Below are 20,931 nucleotides of genomic sequence, written 5' to 3'. Positions count from 1 at the left end.
CGTCAGGTCAGGCTAGTGTGGGCGTACCCGTAGGACAATGGTCGATGGGTCGACCGGCCAGGGCGGCGAGGTGCCGGGCGGCGGCCGTCGCGCCACCGGCCGCGGCGAACGACTCGCCGACCCGGCGGGCCTGCGCCCGGTAGCCCGGCCCGTCGAGGACGGCGGTGAGCGCGGCGGTGAGCTCCGCCGGGGTGGCCGACCCGAACGAGACCTCGATGCCGGCGCCCGCGTCGGTCACCTGCCGGGCGACCATCGGATGGTCGTGCCGGATCGGCGCGACGACCACCGGGACGCCGTGCGCCAGCGCCTCGGTCACCGTGCCCAGCCCACCGTGGGAGACCAGCGCGTCGAGGTGGGGCATCAGCTCCAGCACCGGCACCCGGGGGGCCACCAGCACGTGCGCGGGCGGGTCGGGCAGCAGGTCGGTCGAGGCGGTGAGCACCACCTGCACCCGGTCGGCGAGCGGTGCCGTGGCCGCCAGCATCCGCTGGAAGAACTCCCGGGCCAGGTGCTCGGCCATCGTCCCGACGGTGACCAGCACGTGCCGGCGGGACCGGTCCCAGGCGTCCCAGTCGAAGGCCGGCGCGTCGGGCCGGTGGCCCAGCGCCGGGCCGGTCAGCACGCACCGCGCCGGCAGCGGCGTCGCGCCCGTCAACGCCGTGCTGGTCAACCCGAGCACCAGGTACGGCGAGAAGCGCAGGTCGATCGTCTCGTCGACCGGCAGGTCGGTCATCGCCCAGACCCGGGTGAGCTGGCCGCGTACCCACTCGTCGAACTCGGGCAGGTCCGGCGGGGTGAGTTCCAGGGTGCCGACGCAGAAGGTGGCCCACGGCACCCCGTGCCGGTACGCGGCCAGCGCGCCGGCCAGCGCGTACTGGTCGACGACGACGACGTCCGGCCGGTGGTGTGCGACGGCCTGGTCGGCGGCGTCGCGGATGAACCGGTTGACCGGCAACACGTGCCCCTCCCAGAGGCTGCGCACCGAGGCCATGCCGGTCTCGCCGTCGAGGCGGAAGTACCGCTTGCCGGTCGGGTAGAGGGTCGCGTCGGGGCCGATCAGCGGTCGCAGGTCGCTGCGGGGCCCGCACCAGGCCACCTCGTGCCCCGCCGCCTGGAGCGCCTGGCCGATGGCGAGCGGGGCGTTGAGATGGGACGCCACCGGCAGGACGACGAACAGGAAGCGGGCCACGTCGATATTGTGGCACGCGTTGACAGCGACGGACGCCGCTGATGGGATTCGACGCGTGGCGGTCGACGAGCAACGACACCGGGCGGCGTCGTCCACTGTGTCCGGTGACGGGCCGACCGTCGTGGTGGCCGGCCGACGCCGGGCGCCGGCCGCCGACCGGCCACGGTCGGCACCGTCGGCATGACGGCCCTCGACGCGGTCGCGGTCCACCTCCCCCAGCGCCGGGTCCCGATCGAGAGCCTGGCCGGCCCGCTGGAGCTGACCGACATGCAGGTCCGGTTGTTCCGCCGGTTCCACGGCCTGGACCAGGTGCGCCGCGACCCCGACCTGTCGCTGCACGACCTGCTGCTGCACGCCGCGACCGGGCTCACCGCCCTGCGCGGGCAGGAACACCGGGTCCGGTTCGTCCTGTACGGGCGGGCGTTTCCCGTCGTCACGCCGTACCCGGTCAACCCGCTGCACGACGTCTGCCGCGCGCTGGGGCTCGGCCACGCGGTCGCCTTCACCCTGACCCAGCAGTCGTGTGCCAGCGCGTTGCTCGCGATCGAGATGGCCGGCCGGCTGCTGGCCGCCGAACCACCCGGCCGGCACGGGCCGGGCGACGGTCCGTTGGCGCTGGTCCTCACCGGGGAGAAGGCGTTCACCCGGGACGCCCAGTTCATCCCGGAGACCTCGGTCTTCAGTGAGGGGGCGTCCGCGTGCCTGGTCAGCGCCGACGGGCCCCGGGACCGGCTGCTCGGCTACGCGTGCGCGCAGCGGGGCGAGTTCGACGTCGCCGGTGGCGCCTCCGGGGCCCAGTTCCAGCGCGAGTACCGGCCGGCGCTGGCGGAGGTGATCGGGCGTGCCCTGGCGGTGGCCGGGGTCACCCTGGACGACATCCGGCTGGTGCTGCCGCACAACGTCAACGTCGTGACGTGGCACCGGCTGTGCCGGCTGATCGGGCTCCCCCGCGACCGGGTGCTGCTGGACAACGTCCGGGACACCGGTCACGTCTTCTGCGCGGACGCGTTCGCCAACTACCTGACGGCGCGCGAGCGGGGGCTGCTGGACCCCGGTGACCGCTACCTGGTCGCCGCCGTCGGGGCCGGGGACGGCGCCACCTTCGCCGCCATGGTCTTCGCCCACTGACCGCGCCGCAGGAACCGGTCGGCGCGTGCCGCCCGGTGTGAAGCCGATCGGTGCGTGCCGACCGGTGTGAGGAAGGAGAACCGTGCCGGCAGCCCCGCCGACCGACCTGCACCTGATCCGGGCCGCCCGGCGGGCCTTCCCCGGGCCGGCCGCGCTGCTGCACGACCCGGCCCACCGGGAGCAGTCCCGGCGCTACCTGACGGACCTGGCCCGCCAGGACGGGCGGGAGGTGCCGGCCGACCTGTTCGACACGGCGTCCGGGTCGCTGGGGCAGTCCTACGCGGAGATGGCCGAGGCGTTGATCCGGGCGCTCGTCACGCCGGACGAACCGGTGGACCTGCTCGTCCTGGCGTTCTCCCGACACGACATGCTGCCCGGCCGGGCCACCGCCACCTACCTGAGCCACGTCTGCCCGGGGACCCCGCTGTCGTTCGCCGTCTGCGACCAGGGCTCGGCGGCGGCCTTCAGCGCGCTGCGGCTCGCCCGGGCGTACGCGTCGTCGGTCGGGTGCCGACGGGTCCTGCTGATCGTCGTCGAACAGACCGTTGTGCCCTACGACACGTCCGCCCCCGCTCCGGCCCGGCACCAGGGGGTCGCCCTGCTCTACCGCGCCAACGGGCCGGTCCCCACACCGGGCCCGGTGCCGCCCGCGGCTCCCGCCGCAGCGGAGGAGCCGGTGGCCGCCGGGGTACGAGGTGGACCCGGCACCACCGGCCCGGCGGGCTCCACCGGTGACGTCCTGGACGTCACGGCCCGGGTGGACGTCGTACGCCAGCACCCGGACGTGGCCGCCGACGAGGTCGCCGCGCTGGCCGGGTCCGAACTGGCCGCGCTGTCGGCCGGCCGCACCGACGGCCGGGTGGTGCTGAGCGCCGACCTCGCCACTGCCTGGCCGGCGCACCCCGTCGAGGGGGTGCACGTCACGCCGCCGGGGCAGCCGGTCACCGGCCTGTGGTGGACCCTGCTGGACCGGCTCGCCGACCCGGACCGGTCCCGGCCGGTGGTGGCCGCCGACTACGACCCCGACCTGCGCTACCTCTGCCTGGTCAGCTGGGACGACGCCGATCCGACCGGCGAGGGACGGCCCGACCGGTGACTACTCCGGCCCGACGGGCCGGCGGCGGCCCGGACGGTGGGCACGCCGCACCGGCCGGTCAGAGCCCGGCGGCCAGGGCGGTCCGGGCGAACGCGCACAGCCGGTCGTTCGCCTCGTCCGTGCCGACGGTGATCCGCACCCCCGCGCCGGGCAGGGCCATCACCAGGATGCCGGCCTCGCGGGCCCGTTCGGCGAACGGCACCGCCCGCTCCCCCAGCGGCAGCCAGACGAAGTTCGCCTCGCTGTCCGCCACGGTGAGGCCGAGTCCGCGCAGCTCGTCGATCAGCCGGGTACGCGACGCCGCCAGTTCGGCGCAGCGTCGGGTCAGTTCGGGGGTGACCGCCTCGTCGAGGCTCGCCACCGCCGCGGCCTGGGCCAGGCTGTTCGGGAAGAACACCGCGCCCACCATGCCGGCCAGCGGCGTCACCCTGGGTGGCACCACCGCGTAGCCGACGCGCAGCGCGGCCAGCCCGTACGCCTTGGAGAAGGTGCGCAGGACGCAGACGTTGTCGTGGGCGCGGTAGAGGTCCATCCCGTCGGGCACCTGCGGGTCGGTGACGAACTCCCGGTACGCCTCGTCGATGATCACCGGTACGTCGGCCGGGATCCGGGCCAGGAAGTCGTCGATCTCGTCGCGGTGCAGCACCGCCCCGGTCGGGTTGTTGGGGTTGCACAGCAGCACGCACCGGGTCTGGTCGGTCACGGCGGCGGCCATGGCGGGCAGGTCGTGGCGGTAGCCGTCCATCGGCACCGGCACGCCCCGGGCCCCGACGTTGCTGATGATCAGCGGGTAGCCCTCGAAGGACAGTGCCGGGTGGACCACCTCGGGGCGCGGCCCGAGCGCCTGGACGAGGTGTTGGCACAGCCCGGCCGAGCCGGGCCCGACGAGGATCGCCTCCGGTCCCACGCCCAACCGTGCGGCCAGGGTGCCCCGCAGTGCGGCGGCGGTGCGGTCCGGGTACCGCTGGAGGGCGGCGGCCCCGTCCTCGACGATCCGTCGGATGCTCGGCAGCGGCGGGTACGGCGTCTCGTTCATCGACAGGTCGGCCGGCGGCTGGGTGCCGACGGTGGTGGCAGTGGTCATCGTCGCTCACTTCGTTGCGGGGCCGGCGGGACGGGCGGGTGGGCGTGCCGGTCGGTGAGCAGCCCGAGCTGGTAGATCCGGTCGACCAGGGACAGCGGTCGGACGTTCGTGCCGGACAGGTTGCCGGCGGTGAGCCCGAGCAGCCGGGGGTTGGCCGCGGTGCGCCGCATCATCCGCGCCCCGAGCAGCCGGGGCAGCCCCGACACGCTGGTGATCATGCGGGCGGCGTTGTGGCTGACCGTGGCGATGTGGTCGAGCTGGGGTCGGCGGGCCGTGTCGTAGTTCCGCAGTGCCCGGTCCACCCCGGCGGCGTCCGGGCGGTCCCCGTCGGCGGTGAGGGTGGCGGCGAGGGTCTCGGCGTCGGCGAGTGAGCTGTTGACGCCCTGCGCCGCCATCGGGTGCACCGCGTGGGCGGCCTCGCCGACGAGGGCGAGGCCGGGCACGGTCAGCTGCGCCGCGCGCAGTCGGTAGACGGCGAGGAGCTGCCGCCGTTGCAGGCTGGCCCGCAACGCCGACCCCAGCGGCCGGATGGCGGGCACCCCGGCGAGCAGCCGGTTGCACCAGGCGGCCAGGTCGGCGGTGCTGTGGCCGCGGAACTCGCCCGGCGTCACCTGGACGTAGACCCGGCAGCGCCCGCCGGGCAGCGGGTAGACCAGGCACAGCCCCCGGTCGGTGCGGTAGGCCGACACCTCGTCGGCCACCTCCACCCCGGGCACGTCGAAGGCGACCAGGCCGTGCGGGTACTCCCGCCGCTCGACGTCGATGCCGACGGCCTTGCGCAGCGGTGAGGACATCCCGTCGGCGGCGACCACCAGCGCCGCCGGGATGTCCTGCTCGCCGTCGCCGCCGGTGACCCGGACCCCGGTGACCCGGCCGTCGGCGGCGCGCAGTGGGCCGGTGACCCGCTGCCCCCAGCGGAGCTCGACGGTGCCGGGCAGCCCGTCGGCGAGGACGCCGCGCAGGTCGCCGTAGTCGGCGCAGAGGATCTGCCGGTGGCTGCCCGGCAGGGTGCCGTAGTCGAGGGCGAGCAGTGCCCGGCCCTGCGGGTCGCGGATGGCCAGCTGGTCGACCGGACGCGCGCCGGTGGCCCGCAGGGCGTCGAGCACGCCCCAGCCGTCGAGGATGCGTACCGTCTCGGGTTGGAGGATCTCGCCCTTAGCGATCGACGCGGGGGTGCGTTGCCGGTCGAGCACGACCACCCGCAGCCCGCGGGCGCCGAGCGCGCGGGCTGCGGCCAGGCCGCCGGCCCCGGCCCCGACCACGACGACGTCGGCGCTCATCGGGCCACCGCGCCGGGTGTGACGCCCGCCCGCCCGGCGACGGTACGCCGGTATTCGCCGAGCGCCCGCAGCGCGACCGCCTGGGTGATCACGGCGTTGGGGTAGCGCAGGTGGTGGCGGATGTAGTTGCAGACCCGGGTGGCCGGCCAGCCGCCGTCGGGCCCGGCGGCGGCGAGCAGCCAGCGGACCCCCCGGTCGACCGCGTCGGCGTGCGCGGGGTCGCCGGTGGCCAGCAGCCCCTGGACGGCCCAGCCGGTCTCCTCGACCGACCCGGCGGTGCCGTCGCCCGGCCCCCACGACCCGTCCGGCAGTTGGGTGTCGCGCAGCCAGCCGGCCGCCCGGCGGACCACGTCGTGCCGGGCGTGGCCGACCCGGGACAGCGCCGTCACCACGACCGCCGTGCCGGAGGTGTGGTCGCGGTACCAGAGGTTCTCGTAGCTGCCGTTGGGGCGTCCGGCGGTCAGCAGCCAGGCCGCCCCGGCGGCGACCGCCGGGTGGTCGTCGGGGTGGCCGGTGTCGTGCAGGGCGAGGACGGCCTGGCTGGTGATGGCGGGGCAGGGCCCGTCGTTGGCGAGCTTGGTGTCGCGCACCCACAGGCTCCACGAGCCCCGGGTGTCCTGCCGGCCGATGAGCCAGGTCAGGCCGCTGCGCAGCACCGGGTCGGTGTCGGCGTCGGGGTAGCCGGCGAGCGCCGAGAGGATCTCGGCGGACTCCAGGGTCACCGGCCAGCCGCCCACGTTGGAGTAGCTCCATCCGCCCGGCGGCACGTCGAGCACCGTGAACGCGGTCGGTTTCTGGGTGGCGTGGAAGAAGTCCCGGGTCGGGGCCAACCGGGGGTCGGCGGCGTAGCCGGCGGCGGCCAGCCCGGTCACCGCGTAGCCGGAGCGGGTCAGGTCGAGGTTGGTCACCGCGTCCCAGGCGCCGTCGGGGCGGACCGCGCGACGCAGCCAGCCGACGACGGCCGTGGCGATGTCCGGGGCCTCGCCGGAGCGGGCCAGGCCGAGCAGCACCAGGGCGGCGGGCCACGGGTCCTCGCTCAGCGCGCCGGTCCGGCCTTCGTGGTCGTAGATCGCGCGCAGCAGCCGCAGGGCCGCCGGGCGGGCCCGGCGCAGGGTGGCCCGGCGCAGTCGGCCGGTGGGCAGCAGGTCGGCCTGCATCAGGGCCAGCCCGATGAACGGCGAGGTACGGAACGACAGCCGTTGCCGGCGGACCCGGTCGAACAGCACGATCTCCAACGGCAGCCGGCGCAGCGGGCCCGCCTCGACGGTCATCCCGGCCAGGGTGAGCAGTTGCCGGCAGAGCAGCGAGATGGCCGGGTCGGTGACCGTGTCGACACCCCCCATCGCGGCCAGCCGGGCGCGGCCGGCCGTGATCGCCTCGGCGCTGGCCTCCGGTGCGGTCAGGGCCAGGGCGGCGACCGCGACGGCGGTGGCGACGACCTCGCTGTCGGCCCCCACCACGCCGCCCCAACCGCCGTCGTCGTGCTGTTGCCGGCGCAGCCATGAGGTGCCGGCGTCGACCAGGTCGGCGCTGCCCACCGGGTCGGCGGCGTGCAGGGCGGCGACCGTACCCGCGGTGCCCAGCACCGAGGCCGGTGGGTCGTCGCCGAAGACCCCGTCGGGGCGCTGCCGGCGCAGCAGCGCCTCCGCGCCGTCGCTGATGGCCCGGTCGAGGGCCTCGGTGGGCACAACGGTCATGACACGTCCTCCATGGCGGCTCGGCGGGGGGTGGCCAGGGCCAGTGCCGGTCGGCCGGTGCCGAGTTCGTGCCGGGCACGCATCAGGTGCTGGGCCCACCAGGTCAACCCGACCATCGGCAGCACCAGCAGCAGTTGCAGGCCGATACCCAGCCGCAGCCCGACCAGGGCCGAGGCCAGCACCACCCGCTCGACGACCAGGACGGAGTGCGCCCGCAGCGCCACCACGACGGGCATGTCGGCGCGGTGCGCGACCAGTGGGGCGAGGGCGACGACCCCCAGCACCAGGACCACGATCAGCGTGGCCAGGTAGCCGGTCCGGCCGTCCGGCCCGGCCAGCAGCCCGGCGGTGAGCGCGGCGACGACGGTCACCGCGTAGAGGGCCAGCACGGTGCGTACCGCGAACGGCGAACCCCGGCGTACCGGCAGCGTGTGGTAGCCGCCGGCCCGGTCACCGTCGATGTCGCGCAACGCACCGACCAGGTTGGACATCGTGTCGTGCGACCAGAACGCGACCATCGCGGCGAGCAGCACCGGCACCGCCGACGGGGGGTCCGGGGAGAGTCCGACGGCCAGCGCCCCGTAGAGCAGCGCGATCGCGCCGAGTGCGCCCCGGACCAGGTTCCCGGCGACGCCGCGCGCCTTGCACCAGCGGCTGTAGGCGACGATGCCGAACGCGGCGAGCACGGCGGCCGAGGTGGTGCCCCAGCCGCCGAGCACCGCCAGCAGCGCGAGGACCGCGAAGCAGACCCCGCCGCACCACAGCGCCGTGCGGGCGGCCAGCCGGCCGGACGGGATCGGCCGGTGCGGCTTGCTGCCGGCGTCGAGGTCCCGGTCGAAGTAGTCGCCGAGGTAGTGGCCGCCCAGCCAACCGGCGGTCGGGGCGGCCCAGGCCGACACCAGCAGCCACGGGTGGTGCGGGCCGTCGGCCAGGGCCGCGCCGGCGAGCCCGACCAGCCCGACATACCACAGGGTGTACGGCCGCCAGGTTTCGATGTGGGCGCGCAGCGCGCGTACGGCACCGGCTGTGCTCACGCCGTCTCGCTCGTCATCCAGTGCGCGATGCCGGTGAGCACGTCGGCGCTGGCGGAGGGGGTGAGCGCGGTCAGCTCCGCCAGGGCCTGCTCGGCGTGCTCCGCCATCTGCCGCCGGGCCGCCTGCACCGCGTCGACCTCGTCGAGCAGGGCGGCGACCCACTCGACGTCCCCCGGGCCGGCGCCGCGCCGGTGCAGCACCGCCATCAGCTCGACCCGGGCGGTGTCGGTGGCCGCGTCGTAGGCGAGCAGCAGCGGCAGGGTCGGCCGGCCGTTGTTGAGGTCGCTGGTGGCCGGTTTGCCGGTCTGTTCGGGAGTGGCCACGTAGGACAGCAGGTCGTCGCGGATCTGGAAGGCGATGCCGAGGTGCTCGCCGTAGCGGGCCAGCCCGGCGGCGAGTTGCGGGTCGGCTCCGCCGAGCAGCGCGCCGACGTGGCAGACCGCGCGGAACAGCGCGCCGGTCTTGAGCCGGATCATCTCCGGGTACCACCGGGCGCCCGCGTCCAGGTCACCGACGAGCTGCGTCTCGAGCATCTGGCCCCGGCACAGGTCCCGGCCCGCCTCGGCCAGGGCCGCGACGGCGGCGGCGACGTGCCCCGGGGGTGCGGTCACCCCTGATTCCACAATGGACTGAAAGGCCGTGAAGATGAGGTGGTCACCCACCACGATGGCGCTGGGAATCCCGAAGGCCACCGGCACCGCCGGGCGACCCCGCCGCAGCGTGTCGGCGTCGATGATGTCGTCGTGCACGAGCGTCGCGACGTGCAGGTACTCCATCCCCAGCGCGGCCGGCAGCACCCGGGACGGCGACCCGCCCACCGCCTCGGCGGCGTGCAGCGTCATCATCGGACGCAGCAGCTTGCCCGCCGGCAACAGGGCGTACCGGGCGATCCCCACCAACTGGTCGGTCGTCTCGGGCCACCGACGCTCGAACTCCGCGTGCAGCAGCCGCCCGGATTCACTGCGGGCAAGGTCGTCGATGAAGGGCGGAAAACGCGTAAAGCCAGTAACCGTCATAGCGTGTCGACCCTTTCGCAAAGGCTCGGCCCAGCCGCCACGCGAGACGTTACCTGCCGGTCCCGCCCTGAACAACCATCGGAAAACCGCCCCGGCGATGGAGAAACACGAATGTCACGAACCAATTCACCATCAAATCGGTTGATGCCCAGAGAAATCCGCTGACCTGCTCACCGTGTGTCACACCGATAGCCGGAATCAGGTACGAAAGTCAGATCACCCGCCGCCGGATCAGGCGTCCGCCGCGAACTCCAACAGGGTCAGTCCGTCGGTGCCGCGATAGGTCCCGACCGGTGCCAGACCGGCCGCCGAGGCCAACGCCGTGTGGTCGGCCACGCCCCGCTCCCGGCCACCCACCAACACCAGCATCTGCAGGTCGTACGGGGACCGGTGCGGCACGTACGGGTCGGTCGGCAGCACCTCCACCACCAGTACCCGTCCGGTCTTGCCGGCCGCCTCGGCGCACCGGCGCAGGATCGCCGTGGCGTGCGTGTCGCTCCAGTCGGTCAACGCCCGGGACACCACGTAGACGTCGGCGCCGGCCGGCAACTCGGCGAAGAAGTCCCCGACCACCGTGTCGACCCGCCCGGTCAGCCCGTGCTCGGCGAACGTGCCCGCCGCCGTGGCCACCGGCTCGGCCCGGTCGACCAGGGTGCCCCGCAGGTGCGGGTGGGTCGTCAGCAGCTCCCGCAGCAGCCCGCCGGCACCCCCGGCGACGTCGACGACGTGACCCACCCGCTCCCACGGGTAGAGCGCCGCCACCTGGGGTGCGGTGAACCGCTGCTGACTGAGCATCAACGCGTCGAAGTAGGCCCGGTAGGACGGGTGGGCGTCCAGGTCGGCCCAGAAGTCCCGCCCGTGCACCGCCTGGTAGCCGGGCCCGCCGGTGCGGATCGCCGTCGGCAGCCCGGTGTAGGCGAGGTCCATCCGGGCCCCGAGACCGTCGAGATCCAGGTAGCCGCCGTGCCCGCCGCCGTCACGGTCGCAGAGCAGCTCACCGACGTCGGTCAGCGCGAACTCGTCGGGAGCCGGCTCGACGAAGACGCCCCGGTGGACCAGGTAGCGCAGCAACCGGCCCAGGGCGTCCGGGTCGGCGTCGCACCCGTCGGCCAGCTCGGTGAGGCGGGTCGTACCGGCCGCGATCCGCTCCGGGACCCGCAGCGTCACCGCCGTGCGGACCGCGAACGGGGTCGCCAGGTCGGTCAGCCGGCCCAGCCGGGCCGCCGCGTCGTCATCGGTCGGGGTCTCGATCGTCACCCGGACAGCCTCCTGTCGCGCCACGCGTCCACGATGGCCGTGGCCGTCGTCCGGCGGCCCGAATGTTCCCAAGGGCGGCGTGACGGCGTCAACATCGACGGTGGAGATCCCATTCACCGTCGTGGAACAATGCGCCGACGGGCCCGGGGCCCAGACCGGAGGAAGCACCGATGACCACTTCCCTCGTGCCGCAGGTACGGCTCGTCGCGGGCGCCCTGGGCGCCGAGGTCCACGGCATCGACCTGAACACCCTGACCGACGAGGGCTTCGCCCACCTGCACCGGCTGCTGCTGGCGCACCAGGTGGTCTTCGTCGCCGGGCAGACCGGGTTGACCCCGCAGGCGCACATCGCCTTCGGTCGGCGCTTCGGCGAGGTCGAGCTGCACCCGTACCTGCCCCGGCTCCAGGGGCATCCGGAGATCGTCCTCATCGACTCCGAGCACGGTGGGAAGGTCGACGTCTGGCACACCGACATGACCTTCCACCAGAGCCCACCGATCGCCTCCATCCTGCACCTGGTCGAGCTGCCCGAGACCGGCGGCGACACCATGTGGACCAACCAGTGCAAGGTGTACGAGGCGTTGTCCGCGCCCATGCGCGACCTGCTCGACGGGTTGACCGCCATCCACGTCATCCGGATCGGCACCGAGTTCACCAGTCGGGCCGAGCACCCGGTGGTCCGGGTGCACCCCGAGACCGGCCGCCGCTCGTTGTACGTCAACCGGCTGTTCACCTCGCACATCCCGCAGCTGAGCCGCAACGAGAGCGACGCGCTGCTGGAGTACCTGTTCGCGTTCTCCGAGGGCCCGCAGTTCACCTGCCGGTACCGCTGGCGCGTCGGCGACGTGGCGATCTGGGACAACCGGGTCACCCAGCACTATGCGATCAACGACTACGACGGCCTGCGGCGCGGTCAGCGGATCACGGTGCTCGGTGACCACCCGACCGGTGACGCGCCCCGGTGGGACCACTACGTCGCCGCACCCGGCCAGCGTTACTGGCCGGACCGGGTCAACGCGGTGGACAACTACTGACCGCCGGGCCACCCCGGCGGCTCACCAGGTGACCGGGAACGACGCGATGCCGCCGTTCATCCGGTCGTGCCGCCACGGGATCTGCTCGATCGGCACCGCCGGCGTCAGCCCCGGCAGCCGCCGCAGCAGCTCGCCGATCGACAGCTCCACCTGCATCCGGCCCAGCGCGGTGCCCAGGCAGAAGTGCGGCCCGAAGCCGAAGGTGAGGTGCGGCGCGGTCGGCACCCGGTCGATGTCGAAGACGTTGGGGTCGGGGAAGACCCGGGGATCGCGGTTGCCCGCCCACGGGATCGCCATCACGCAGTCCCCGGCGCGCATCGCCACCCCGCCGAGGGTCAGGTCCTCCTGCACCACCTGGACCCGGAACATGCTGCTCACCGACGTGTAGCGCAGGATCTCGTCGGTCGCCGAGGACAGCTTGCCCGGGTCGGCCCGCAGCTTCGCCAACTGCTCGGGGTGCTGGAACAGCGCGCGCAGCCCGGCGCTGGTGGAGTTGATCTCCAGCCCGCCGAGCAGCACCCCCATCGCCAGCTCCACCAGCTCGGCGTCGACCAGCTCGTGCGCGTCCCTGCCGAGCACCCAGGCCGAGAGCAGGTCGTCGCCGGGGCTCACCCGCTTGTCGGCCAACTGCCCGGCCAGGTAGTCCCGCAGCTGGGCCTGCGCGGTGGCGGCATCGGCCGAACCGTACGCGGTGACCGAGTTGAGGCCCTCGATCCACCCGTAGAACCGGGGCCGGTCGGCGACCGGGACCCCCAGCACGTCGCAGACCACGTACACGGGCAGCGGCGCCACCAGGGCCGCCACCAGGTCGGCGGGCCGGGGGCCGGCGAGCAGGTCGTCGAGCAGCGCGTCCACCAGCCGACGCACCCGGGGGCGGAAGGTGTCGATGCGGCGGGCGGTGAACGCCCGGCTGGCCACCCGGCGGACCACGGCGTGCGCCGGACCGTCCATGTTCAGCTCGCGCGGGCCGACGCCGTCGGGGGTCGCGGTCGCGCCCGGCGGAAGCCGGGAGAACCGGGGATCGGCCAGGACGGTGCAGCAGTCCTGGTAGCCGAGCACCAGCCAGGCCGGCCGACCGTCGGGCAGTCGCACCCGGCTGACCGGGTCGGACACCACCATGTCGAGCAGCTCGGCCGGCAGGTCACCGGTGAACGGCTCGAACGGATAGTCCCGCAGCTCGGAGACGACGGTCATGACGAGCTACCCACCTGTCGGTCGGCGGTCCACATCGGGCACTGGTAAGACTCGGCCATCGGTGCGTCGTCGTCAATATCCATTGGGTCGACCGACGATCTTCCGGGTACCGACATCCATCGCCTAGCATCTGTGCACCAGGACTGCCCGGTGACGCGCGCGGATGGGTCGGACTTGACTGCGGCTTTGCGGATTCTGATGTCGACGTGGGGCTGGCGGTCGCATTTCTACGGCCTCGTCCCGCTCGGCTGGGCCCTCCAGGCGGCCGGCCACGAGGTGCGGGTGGCCAGCCATCCCACGCTGGTGCCGGCGATCACCGCGGCCGGCCTGGCGGCGGTGCCGCTGGGTGCGGACCTCGACTTCGCCGAGGCGTTCGCGGGCCGGATCGGCGCGGTGGGCGCGCTGGACGGGGCCACCCGCACCGCCGAGCCGGTCGACGCGGTCGAGCCGGCGATCACCGCCGACGGCGGCGTGGTCCGGTTCGCCGACGCCCTCCTCGACGACCTGGTCACCTTCGGCCGGGACTGGCAGCCCGACCTGATGGTCTGGGAGCCGTTCAACCTCGCCGCCGCGGTGGCCGCCGCCGCGCTCGGCGTGCCCGGTGTGCAGCACCTGTGGGGGCCGGACTCCTCGGTCACCCTCCGGCTCGACCCGGAGGAGGTCCTCGGCCCGCTCGCCGGCCGGTTCGGGCTCGCCGCCACCGACGTGGACCTCACCGGCGGGCTGACCCTCGACCCGGTGCCACCACCGATGCAGGTGCCGATGACCCGCCCGGGACGACCGATCCGGTACGTGCCGTACAACGGCCCGGCCGTGTTGCCGTCCTGGCTGCACCGCCCGCCGCAGCGGCCCCGGGTCTGCGTCACGGCGGGCACCATGATGGCCGGTGCCGGGCTCAGCGACCGGCTGGGCCTCCCCCGGGTCATCCGCGCGGTCGCCGGGCTGGACGTCGAGGTCGTCGTGCTTGTCGAACGGGCCCAGCAGGCCGGGTTGGGCCCGTTGCCGGGCAACGTCCGGCTGGTCGACGGCCCGCTGGCGCTGCGGCTGGTGCTGCCGACCTGCGCCGCGCTGGTGCAGCAGGGCGGCGCGGGGACCACGATGACGGCGCTCAGCCTCGGGGTGCCGCAACTGATCCTGCCGCAGGTCAGCGACCAGCACTTCAACGGCGAGCGGTTGGCGCTCACCGGCGCCGGGACCTGGTTGGCGCCCGCGCGGGCCGACGACGACACGCTGCGCGACCTGGTCGGCCAGCTGATCGGCGACGGCCCCTGGCGCGACGCCGCGACGTCGATGCGCGAGCGGGTCCGCGCGATGCCCACCCCCGCCGAGGTGGTGCCGGCGCTGGTGGCCCTCGCCGCGCACCCCCGCAGCTGAGCCCACCGGCCTGTCGGACCACCCTAGGAGTCGTCGATGACGCAAGAGCCCATTCCGTACCCGCTCGCCCCGGCTCCCACCATCTACCACCCGTCACCGGACTACACCCGGCTGCGGGAGACCTGCCCGGTGGCGCCCGTCGCGCTGCCCGACGGGGCGTCGGCCTACCTGGCCACCCGGCACGCGGACGTCCGCCGGGTCTTCACCGACCAGCGGTTCAGCCGGGCCGCCGCGGCCGGGCCCGACCGTCCGACCCGGGAGCTGGGTTCGCTGGCCGAGGACTCGCTGATCGGGATGGACCCGCCCCGGCACACCAAAATGCGCCGGGCGGTGTCGCACGCGTTCACCGTCCGCCGGGTGGAGGCGCTGCGCCCGACGGTGGCCGCGCTGATCGACCGGATGATCGACGGGATGGTGGCGGCGGGACCACCGGCGGACCTGATCCCGCACCTGTCCGCGCCGCTGCCGATCTATGTGATCAGCAAACTGTTCGGCATCCCCGAGCAGGACCAGGACCGGGTACGCGAGTGGTCCGACGCGCTCGTCGGTGACTGGGACGCCGACCCGGCCGCCCCGCAGGCCGCCCTGGACGCGTTCGGCGAGATGATCGTCGAACGTCGCCGCGAGCCCGGCGACGACCTGATGAGCGCCCTGATCAACGCCTGGGACGAACACGACGACCTCACCGAACGGGAACTCGTCTCGGTGACCGCCGGCATCTTCGTCGGCGGCCACGAGACCACCACCAACCAGCTCAACCTGTTCCTGCTGGTGCTGGCCCGGCACCCCGAGCAGCTCGCCGGCCTGCGCGGTGACGACCCGGTCGCGGTGGCCCGCGCGGTGGAGGAGCTGTCCCGGTTCATCCAGCTCGGGGACAACGGGGTGCTGCTGCCCCGGGTGACCACCGAGGAGGTGGAACTCGGCGGGGTGTGCCTGCCGGCGGGCACCCCGGTGCTCCCGGCGATCGCGTCGGCCAACCGGGACGCCTCGGTGTTCGCCGGGGCCGACACCCTCGACCTGAGCCGGGTCGACAACCCGCACCTGGCGTTCGGGGCCGGCCCGCACCACTGCCTCGGCGCGGCGCTGGCCCGGATGGAGTTGCAGGAGGCCCTCGGCGCGCTGCTGCGCCGGCTGCCCGGCCTGCGGCTGGCCGTACCCGAGGAGGAGTTGCGCTTCAAGCCCGGCCTGGTGGTACGCAGCCTGGAGACGCTGCCGGTGACCTGGGACCGGGTCGACGGGTGACCGTCGACCCGGCGCTCAGCCGGTGATCCGGGTGGGGGCCGTCGGGTCGAACGCCGCCTCGACGGCCACCTCCTCCACCCCGCGCAGCAGCGCCTCGGCCTGGGTCTCGGTGAAACAGCCCAGGTCGAAGATGACCTGGAGGAAGATGGTCTCCGGCTGGTCCTCGACGGTGATGAACGCCTGTTCTGGCAGGTGGTCCAGGGTGCCGTCCCAGACCAGGAACGTCTCGGCTGCCTTCCGCCGGATCTGCTCGGGGGTCACCTCCTCGGTACGCGCGCCGTCGTCCGCCGCCTGCCGGGTCACCACCCGACGGTCGTTGATCCGGCAGGTGACCCGGGCCGGGTACCCGCGTTCGTCGTCGAGCCGGGCGCTGGCCTCGGCGAGCTGCACCGGGTCGTAGTAGGCGTACATCCCGGCGGCGACGGAGGCCTTGCGGGCCCGGGCCACCACCTCGTCCACGGTGGTGTCGGTGGCGTCCACGGTGAGCACGCCGTTCTGGCTCAGCGGGGCGATGGCCTCGGCGAACCCCGGCCGGAACCGGTTGCCGACGATGAGTTTGGCGGTCAGCGGGCTGACCCCGGTGGCCCGGCCGACCGCCACGGCGATCACCGCGAGCAGCACCCGGGAGGTGTCCGTCCTGGTCCGTCGGGCGATGGCCTGCACCGCCAGGTAGGCCGCGGGTGAGCTGAACCGGCCGTGCCAGAACCGCCGGCCGTGTCGCCCGGCCGGGTTGGTGACCGCACCGAAGGTCGACGGCGCGATGTCGCGCAGGTGCGACTCCCAGTGCCGGACCGCCCGGTCGCTGACCCGGCGCAGTGGCGGTGTGCGCTCCCGCCGGCCAAGATCGAGCAGCTGCACGGTACGCGGGTCGGGCGCCCGCCGGGCCGTCAGGTCGACCAGCCCGAGATCGGCCATCAGCAGGGCGGTCGCGGTGCCGTCGACCACCAGGTGGTCGAGGGTCAGCACCCGGTGCACCAGGGCACCCCGGTGCCGGACCACCGCCATCCGCACCGACCAGTCCCGGTAGAGGTCGTAGTGGGCCAGCAGCCGGGCGTGGCCCAGTTCGTAGGCGAACTTCGCCACGTCGGCTGGGTCGGCGTCGTCCGGGACGTCCAGCACGTCGAGGGCGACCTCCCCGGCGGCGGACACCACCTGGCAGGGTTCGCCGTGCTCGTCGGCGCCCAGCCGCATCCGCAGCGCCGGGTGCCGGCTCATCAGGTCGCCGAGTTGCGCCGCCACCTCCGCCACGGTGACCCCGGCCGGCACCGGGTGCGCGCCACTGACGTTGTGCGTCCACCCGGTCTCCCGCATGTCCTGCATGATCGCGAGCTGACCCCAGGTCAGCGGCGCGGTGCCCGCCCCCGGGCCGGCGAACGGGACGAGCACCTGCGCCTCGGCGGTCTGCGCGAACATCGGTCCATCAGAGCAACGCGAATCGGCACGTGTCAACGTCACAAATCGCCGCCGCCGCGGTGGCGTTAGGGTACGGCCATGCCCGACGCCGTCCGGATCTGGATCGTGTCGGCCCGGGTGTCCCCGGACGAGCTGGCCCGGTACCGGGCGCTGCTCGACGCCGACGAGCGGGCCCGCGCGGCGACGCTCGCCCAGGCGGCCACCCGGGACCGGTTCACCGTGGCGCACGGCGCGCTGCGCGTCCTGGTGGGCCGGGCGATGGACCTGTCACCCGAGCGGCTCAGCTGGCGGCGGGGCCGGCACGGCAAACCGACGCTGACCCACCCCCGGGGTGGCCCGCAGACGAGCCTGTCCTACTCCGACGAACTCGTCGCGATCGCCGTGGCCGGCGACCGGGCGGTCGGGGTGGACATCCAGCATCCGACGCCGGGGCTGGACCCGGTGGCGCTGGCCGACCGGTTCTTCGCCGCCGAGGAGGCGCGGCTGGTCCGCTCGGGGCCCGACGCCGCCGCCCGGGCCGACCAGTTCGCCCGGCTGTGGGCCCGTAAGGAGGCGGTGGTCAAGGCCGCCGGGGGTCGGCTCTGGCCCCAGCTGGCGCTGCCGGTGCACCGCGACGACGTGGTGCGCTGCGGCGACCCGGTGGGGGTGCACCGGGTCACCGACGTCGCCACCCCGGGCGGGTACCGGGTCGCGGTGGCGCTCGCCGGCGAGCCGCCGTTCGACGTCGCGACGTCGTACGGTCCGACCGGGTGGACGGATCGTCCCGCCGGCACCCCGGCTGAAGATCGTCGCACCCGTTGACACCCGACGATCACGTTTGCTCTGATGGCTCCATGGTGGAGCGTAGGGTCCCGTGACAGAGTCCGACACGGCCACTGCGCCGCAGCTGCGTGCGCAGGTCGTCGACAGCATGACCACGCTGCTGACCCGGATGCTCAGGCCGCCGGCCCCGGTCACCGAACGGACCCAGCTGATGGACGAGCTGGGCCTCAGCTCCTCCCTCGCGTTGGAGCTGCTGCTCGAGATCGAGGACGAGCTGGAGATCCAGATCGACGTGGAGGATCTGGACGAGGACCAGATGACCACGGTCGCCGACCTGGCCGACTACATCACCGCGCACTGCACCCCCCGCTGACGGCCCGCGACGGGGCCTGGCCGGCGTTTCGCGAAGGAGTCACATGCCGACCATGGACCAGCCCCGGCTGAGCGTGGTGATCCCCGCCCACAACAACGGCACGGCGCTCGACACGACGCTGACGTCCCTGACCCGGCAGACCCTGCCGCCACAGGAATTCGAGGTCATCGTCGGTGACGACGGTTCGGCCGAACCGCTCACCGCTCTCGTGGGGAGCTATGCCGACCGGCTGCGGATCGACTGCGTACGCAGCGAAGCCAACCGGGGCCGCAGTGCCAACCGCAACGCGGCGGCGGCCCGCGCCCACGCCGACACCCTGCTGTTCCTGGACGCCGACACGGTGGCCCACCCGACCCTGCTGGCCCGGCACCGGGCCCACCACGACGCCCTCGACGGCCGGCCCGGGGTGCTGCTGGGTCAGCGGTACGACCTCGACTGGGCCGGTGCGGACGCGCTGCGCCGGGGTGAGCCGATCGGGGCGGAGCTGCTCGACGCCGAGCGCGGCGACCCCCGGCTGGAGGACATCTCCCACCCGCAACGGATCCACGACTTCCCCAGCGCGCCCTGGGTGCTCGGGCTGACCCACAACGCGTCGGTGGACCGGGAGTCGTTCCTGCGGGTGGGCGGCTTCGACGAGACGATCGTCAAGTGGGGGTTCGAGGATCTGGAGTTCTTCTACCGGATCTTCCACCTGCACGGGGCCCGGCCCGACCTGTTCGAACTGGACGTCGAGGCGACGTCCTACCATCTGCCGCACTTCCGCAAGACGTCCAACGGGCTCGCCTCGATGGACAACATGAAGTACCTGCTGCGCAAGCACCTGCGCTACGACGTCGAGGTGCTGTATTCGATCAACACGTTCGGGCGGCACCTGGGCCGGATCCGGCTCTACGGCCAGGCCATCGACGCGTACCGGCGGGCGGGGTTGGGGCGGCCGGCGGTGCTGCCCGCCGCGCTGCGCGCGGAGCTGGCCACCGGCGCGGCCCTGGTCATCGGCAATGGGGTGTCCACCCTGGAGCTGGGCCCCGACTCGCAGACCTTCGACCACGACGCGCCGCCCGGCCCGACCAACGCGCACCTGCTCGGCACCGTGCTCCAGCAGTTCAAGGCCGGTGCGCTCGATCTGATCGTCAACGTCGACCTGTGGCGCTGTCTCCTCCCCGAGGATCTGCCGGCCTTCCTGACCCGGGGGCTACTCAAGGCCGACCGGATCGAGCTGGTCGCCACCCACGCCGTCCCGGACCAGCGGGCGATGCTGCCGGTGCCCCTCGTGGCGGACCTCGACTACCTGACCGACATGCTGCACCAGCACTTCGACGTCACGGTCGGCGTACACGACACCGCGACGGTGCTCACGATCCGCTGAACCGCCCGGTGCGGCCGGCCGGTGCCCGCTGGGGCGGCCCCGGCCGGTCAGCCCCCGGCGGGGCCGAACACCAGGCTGACGTTGTGGCCGCCGAAGCCGAACGAGTTGGACATCACGGTAGTCACCGGGACGGCCCGGGGCTGCTTGCGGATGTGGTCGACCTCGTCGGCCGGGTCCGGGTCGTCGAGGTTGTGCGTCGGCGGCAGCAGACCGCGGCGCAGCGCCTCAATGCCGATGGCCGCCTCGACCACCCCGGAGACGCCGAGCAGGTGCCCGGTGACGCCCTTGGTGGAACTCACCGGCGGGGTGGCCGTGCCGTAGACGTCACGCAGGGCGGCGATCTCGGCCGCGTCACCGGCCTTGGTGCTGGTGCCGTGGGCGTTGAGGTAGCCGATCTCGTCGGCGTGCAGACCGGCGTCGCGCAGCGCCGCCCGCATGCAGTGCGCGGCCCCGGACCCGTCGGGGCGCGGGGTGGTGGGATGGTAGGCGTCGTTGTTCGCCCCCCACCCGAGCAGGTCGGCGTACCGGGGGACGCCGCGCGCCACGGCGTGCGCGGTGCGTTCCAGGACGAACACCCCGGCCCCCTCGCCGAGGACGAGACCGTTGCGGCGACGGTCGAACGGACGGCTCGCGGCCGTCGGGTCGGACCAGCCGTGGGCGAGCGCGCGGGCGTTGCCGAACGCGTCGACGAAGGCCGGGAAGAGCGGCGCCTCGCTGGACCCGCAGACCACCATGTCGGCCTCGTCGGCGCGCAGGATCCGCAGCGCCTCGCCGAGGGACTGGGCACCTGACGCGCACGCCGTGCCGATCGACGAGGTGTAGCCCCGGATGCCGAACCGGATGGCGATCCGTGCCGCGCCCATGTTCGGCAGCGTCCCGGGCAGCAGGTACGGGCTGACCCCGAACCGGCCCCGCTCGGCCCGCGCGAGCACCTGGCTCGCCAGGGTCGACAGGCCGCCGACGCCGGAGACGATGACGGCGACGCGGTACGGGTCGACGTCCCGGCCCACCTCGACACCGGCGTCGGCCAACGCGTCCTCGGCGGCCCGCAGGACCATCACGATCGAGCGGTCCACCACCCGGGACTCGGGGCCGGGCAGCACACTGGCCGGGTCGATGTCCGGGCTGAACGCCGCGACGTCGACGACCCCATCGACCGGGTGCCCCTCGGGTGGTCGGCGTAGGCCGGAGCGGCCCTCGCAGACCGCGTCGAACACCTCGGCGGCGGTGCTGCCGACGGGGCTCACCAGCCCGATCCCGGTAACCGTCACACCCGCACGCACGCGCGTCCCTCCCGCCCGGTCCCGGCGACACCCCGGCCGCACCGACGACAACCGTGGGCCCGACCGCACCGGGCCCGGTCAGCCGACCGGTCGACGGGCGTCCGGGCGG

General features: G+C 74.1%; 18 protein-coding genes. 8 read left to right on the top strand and 10 right to left on the bottom strand.

Annotation, left to right across the window (positions count from 1 at the left end; translation table 11 throughout):
- Positions 1–7: 7 nt before the first annotated feature.
- On the bottom strand, positions 8–1,189 hold the full coding sequence (locus AB0K25_RS29485; RefSeq protein ID WP_357538325.1) for a glycosyltransferase: 1,182 nt from the start codon (positions 1,187–1,189) through the stop codon (positions 8–10).
- Between the two features lie 180 nt (positions 1,190–1,369).
- Between AB0K25_RS29485 and AB0K25_RS29480 the strand changes: the two genes are divergently transcribed.
- Together AB0K25_RS29480 and AB0K25_RS29475 are read left to right on the top strand one after the other, a co-directional pair.
- Positions 1,370–2,317, top strand: a complete 948-nt coding sequence (locus AB0K25_RS29480; protein WP_208569114.1) for a 3-oxoacyl-[acyl-carrier-protein] synthase III C-terminal domain-containing protein — start codon at positions 1,370–1,372, stop codon at positions 2,315–2,317.
- 82 nt (positions 2,318–2,399) lie between these two features.
- Positions 2,400–3,413: a 2-hydroxy-acid oxidase gene (locus tag AB0K25_RS29475; protein ID WP_363823780.1), complete on the top strand. Its 1,014-nt coding sequence runs from the start codon at positions 2,400–2,402 to the stop codon at positions 3,411–3,413.
- Positions 3,414–3,471: 58 nt separating this feature from the next.
- Here AB0K25_RS29475 and AB0K25_RS29470 read toward each other — a convergent pair whose 3' ends face one another.
- The 6 genes from AB0K25_RS29470 to AB0K25_RS29445 form a co-directional block, all read right to left on the bottom strand.
- Positions 3,472–4,497, bottom strand: coding sequence for a histidinol-phosphate transaminase (locus AB0K25_RS29470; RefSeq protein WP_255597946.1), 1,026 nt, complete (start codon positions 4,495–4,497; stop codon positions 3,472–3,474).
- A complete protein-coding gene (locus AB0K25_RS29465) occupies positions 4,494–5,777 on the bottom strand; it encodes an NAD(P)/FAD-dependent oxidoreductase (RefSeq protein ID WP_363823778.1) in 1,284 nt (427 codons plus the stop codon). Before AB0K25_RS29465 ends, AB0K25_RS29470 begins: the two co-directional genes overlap by 4 nt.
- On the bottom strand, positions 5,774–7,474 hold the full coding sequence (locus AB0K25_RS29460; protein ID WP_363823777.1) for a prenyltransferase/squalene oxidase repeat-containing protein: 1,701 nt from the start codon (positions 7,472–7,474) through the stop codon (positions 5,774–5,776). Before AB0K25_RS29460 ends, AB0K25_RS29465 begins: the two co-directional genes overlap by 4 nt.
- Entirely contained in the window at positions 7,471–8,508 is a 1,038-nt protein-coding gene (locus AB0K25_RS29455) for a UbiA family prenyltransferase (protein ID WP_219469082.1), read from the bottom strand. Before AB0K25_RS29455 ends, AB0K25_RS29460 begins: the two co-directional genes overlap by 4 nt.
- Positions 8,505–9,524, bottom strand: coding sequence for a polyprenyl synthetase family protein (locus tag AB0K25_RS29450; protein WP_208569110.1), 1,020 nt, complete (start codon positions 9,522–9,524; stop codon positions 8,505–8,507). The genes AB0K25_RS29455 and AB0K25_RS29450 overlap by 4 nt, the downstream gene beginning before the upstream one ends.
- Before the next feature lie 231 nt (positions 9,525–9,755).
- Positions 9,756–10,781, bottom strand: coding sequence for a methyltransferase (locus AB0K25_RS29445; RefSeq protein WP_219469079.1), 1,026 nt, complete (start codon positions 10,779–10,781; stop codon positions 9,756–9,758).
- A 170-nt stretch (positions 10,782–10,951) separates the two neighbouring features.
- Between AB0K25_RS29445 and AB0K25_RS29440 the strand changes: the two genes are divergently transcribed.
- On the top strand, positions 10,952–11,815 hold the full coding sequence (locus AB0K25_RS29440) for a TauD/TfdA family dioxygenase (RefSeq protein WP_219469074.1): 864 nt from the start codon (positions 10,952–10,954) through the stop codon (positions 11,813–11,815).
- Positions 11,816–11,836: 21 nt separating this feature from the next.
- Here the strand turns inward: AB0K25_RS29440 and AB0K25_RS29435 are convergent, their stop codons facing one another.
- Positions 11,837–13,009 (bottom strand): cytochrome P450, encoded by a 1,173-nt coding sequence (locus AB0K25_RS29435; protein ID WP_208569107.1) that lies wholly within the window; start codon positions 13,007–13,009, stop codon positions 11,837–11,839.
- Between the two features lie 198 nt (positions 13,010–13,207).
- On the opposite strand from AB0K25_RS29435, the gene AB0K25_RS29430 reads away from it, so the two are divergent.
- Positions 13,208–14,383: a nucleotide disphospho-sugar-binding domain-containing protein gene (locus AB0K25_RS29430; RefSeq protein WP_357538315.1), complete on the top strand. Its 1,176-nt coding sequence runs from the start codon at positions 13,208–13,210 to the stop codon at positions 14,381–14,383.
- Between the two features lie 36 nt (positions 14,384–14,419).
- On the top strand, positions 14,420–15,625 hold the full coding sequence (locus AB0K25_RS29425) for a cytochrome P450 (protein WP_357538313.1): 1,206 nt from the start codon (positions 14,420–14,422) through the stop codon (positions 15,623–15,625).
- Between the two features lie 15 nt (positions 15,626–15,640).
- On the opposite strand, the gene AB0K25_RS29420 is transcribed toward AB0K25_RS29425, so the two are convergent.
- The gene (locus AB0K25_RS29420) at positions 15,641–17,038 is read right to left on the bottom strand and encodes a condensation domain-containing protein (RefSeq protein ID WP_219469067.1); all 1,398 of its coding nucleotides are present in this window, start codon (positions 17,036–17,038) and stop codon (positions 15,641–15,643) included.
- Between the two features lie 78 nt (positions 17,039–17,116).
- Here AB0K25_RS29420 and AB0K25_RS29415 point away from each other — a divergent pair, with 78 nt between their 5' ends.
- From AB0K25_RS29415 to AB0K25_RS29405, 3 genes are read left to right on the top strand one after another with little or no spacing between them, the layout of a single operon-like run.
- Positions 17,117–17,839 (top strand): 4'-phosphopantetheinyl transferase superfamily protein, encoded by a 723-nt coding sequence (locus tag AB0K25_RS29415; protein WP_219469066.1) that lies wholly within the window; start codon positions 17,117–17,119, stop codon positions 17,837–17,839.
- Positions 17,840–17,891: 52 nt separating this feature from the next.
- Entirely contained in the window at positions 17,892–18,173 is a 282-nt protein-coding gene (locus AB0K25_RS29410; RefSeq protein WP_307799566.1) for a phosphopantetheine-binding protein, read from the top strand.
- A 43-nt stretch (positions 18,174–18,216) separates the two neighbouring features.
- Positions 18,217–19,539: a glycosyltransferase gene (locus AB0K25_RS29405; RefSeq protein ID WP_357538307.1), complete on the top strand. Its 1,323-nt coding sequence runs from the start codon at positions 18,217–18,219 to the stop codon at positions 19,537–19,539.
- A 47-nt stretch (positions 19,540–19,586) separates the two neighbouring features.
- On the opposite strand, the gene AB0K25_RS29400 is transcribed toward AB0K25_RS29405, so the two are convergent.
- Positions 19,587–20,810 carry a beta-ketoacyl-[acyl-carrier-protein] synthase family protein gene (locus tag AB0K25_RS29400; RefSeq protein ID WP_363823773.1) on the bottom strand — a complete coding sequence of 408 codons (1,224 nt, stop codon included), beginning with the start codon at positions 20,808–20,810 and terminating at the stop codon, positions 19,587–19,589.
- Positions 20,811–20,931 lie beyond the last annotated feature (121 nt).

The sequence above is a fragment of the Micromonospora sp. NPDC049257 genome, from assembly GCF_040678915.1.
Lineage (GTDB): Bacteria > Actinomycetota > Actinomycetes > Mycobacteriales > Micromonosporaceae > Micromonospora > Micromonospora antibiotica.
The sequence above is the reverse complement of the archived record's forward strand: the minus strand, read 5'-3'. Positions and strand labels throughout refer to the sequence as shown.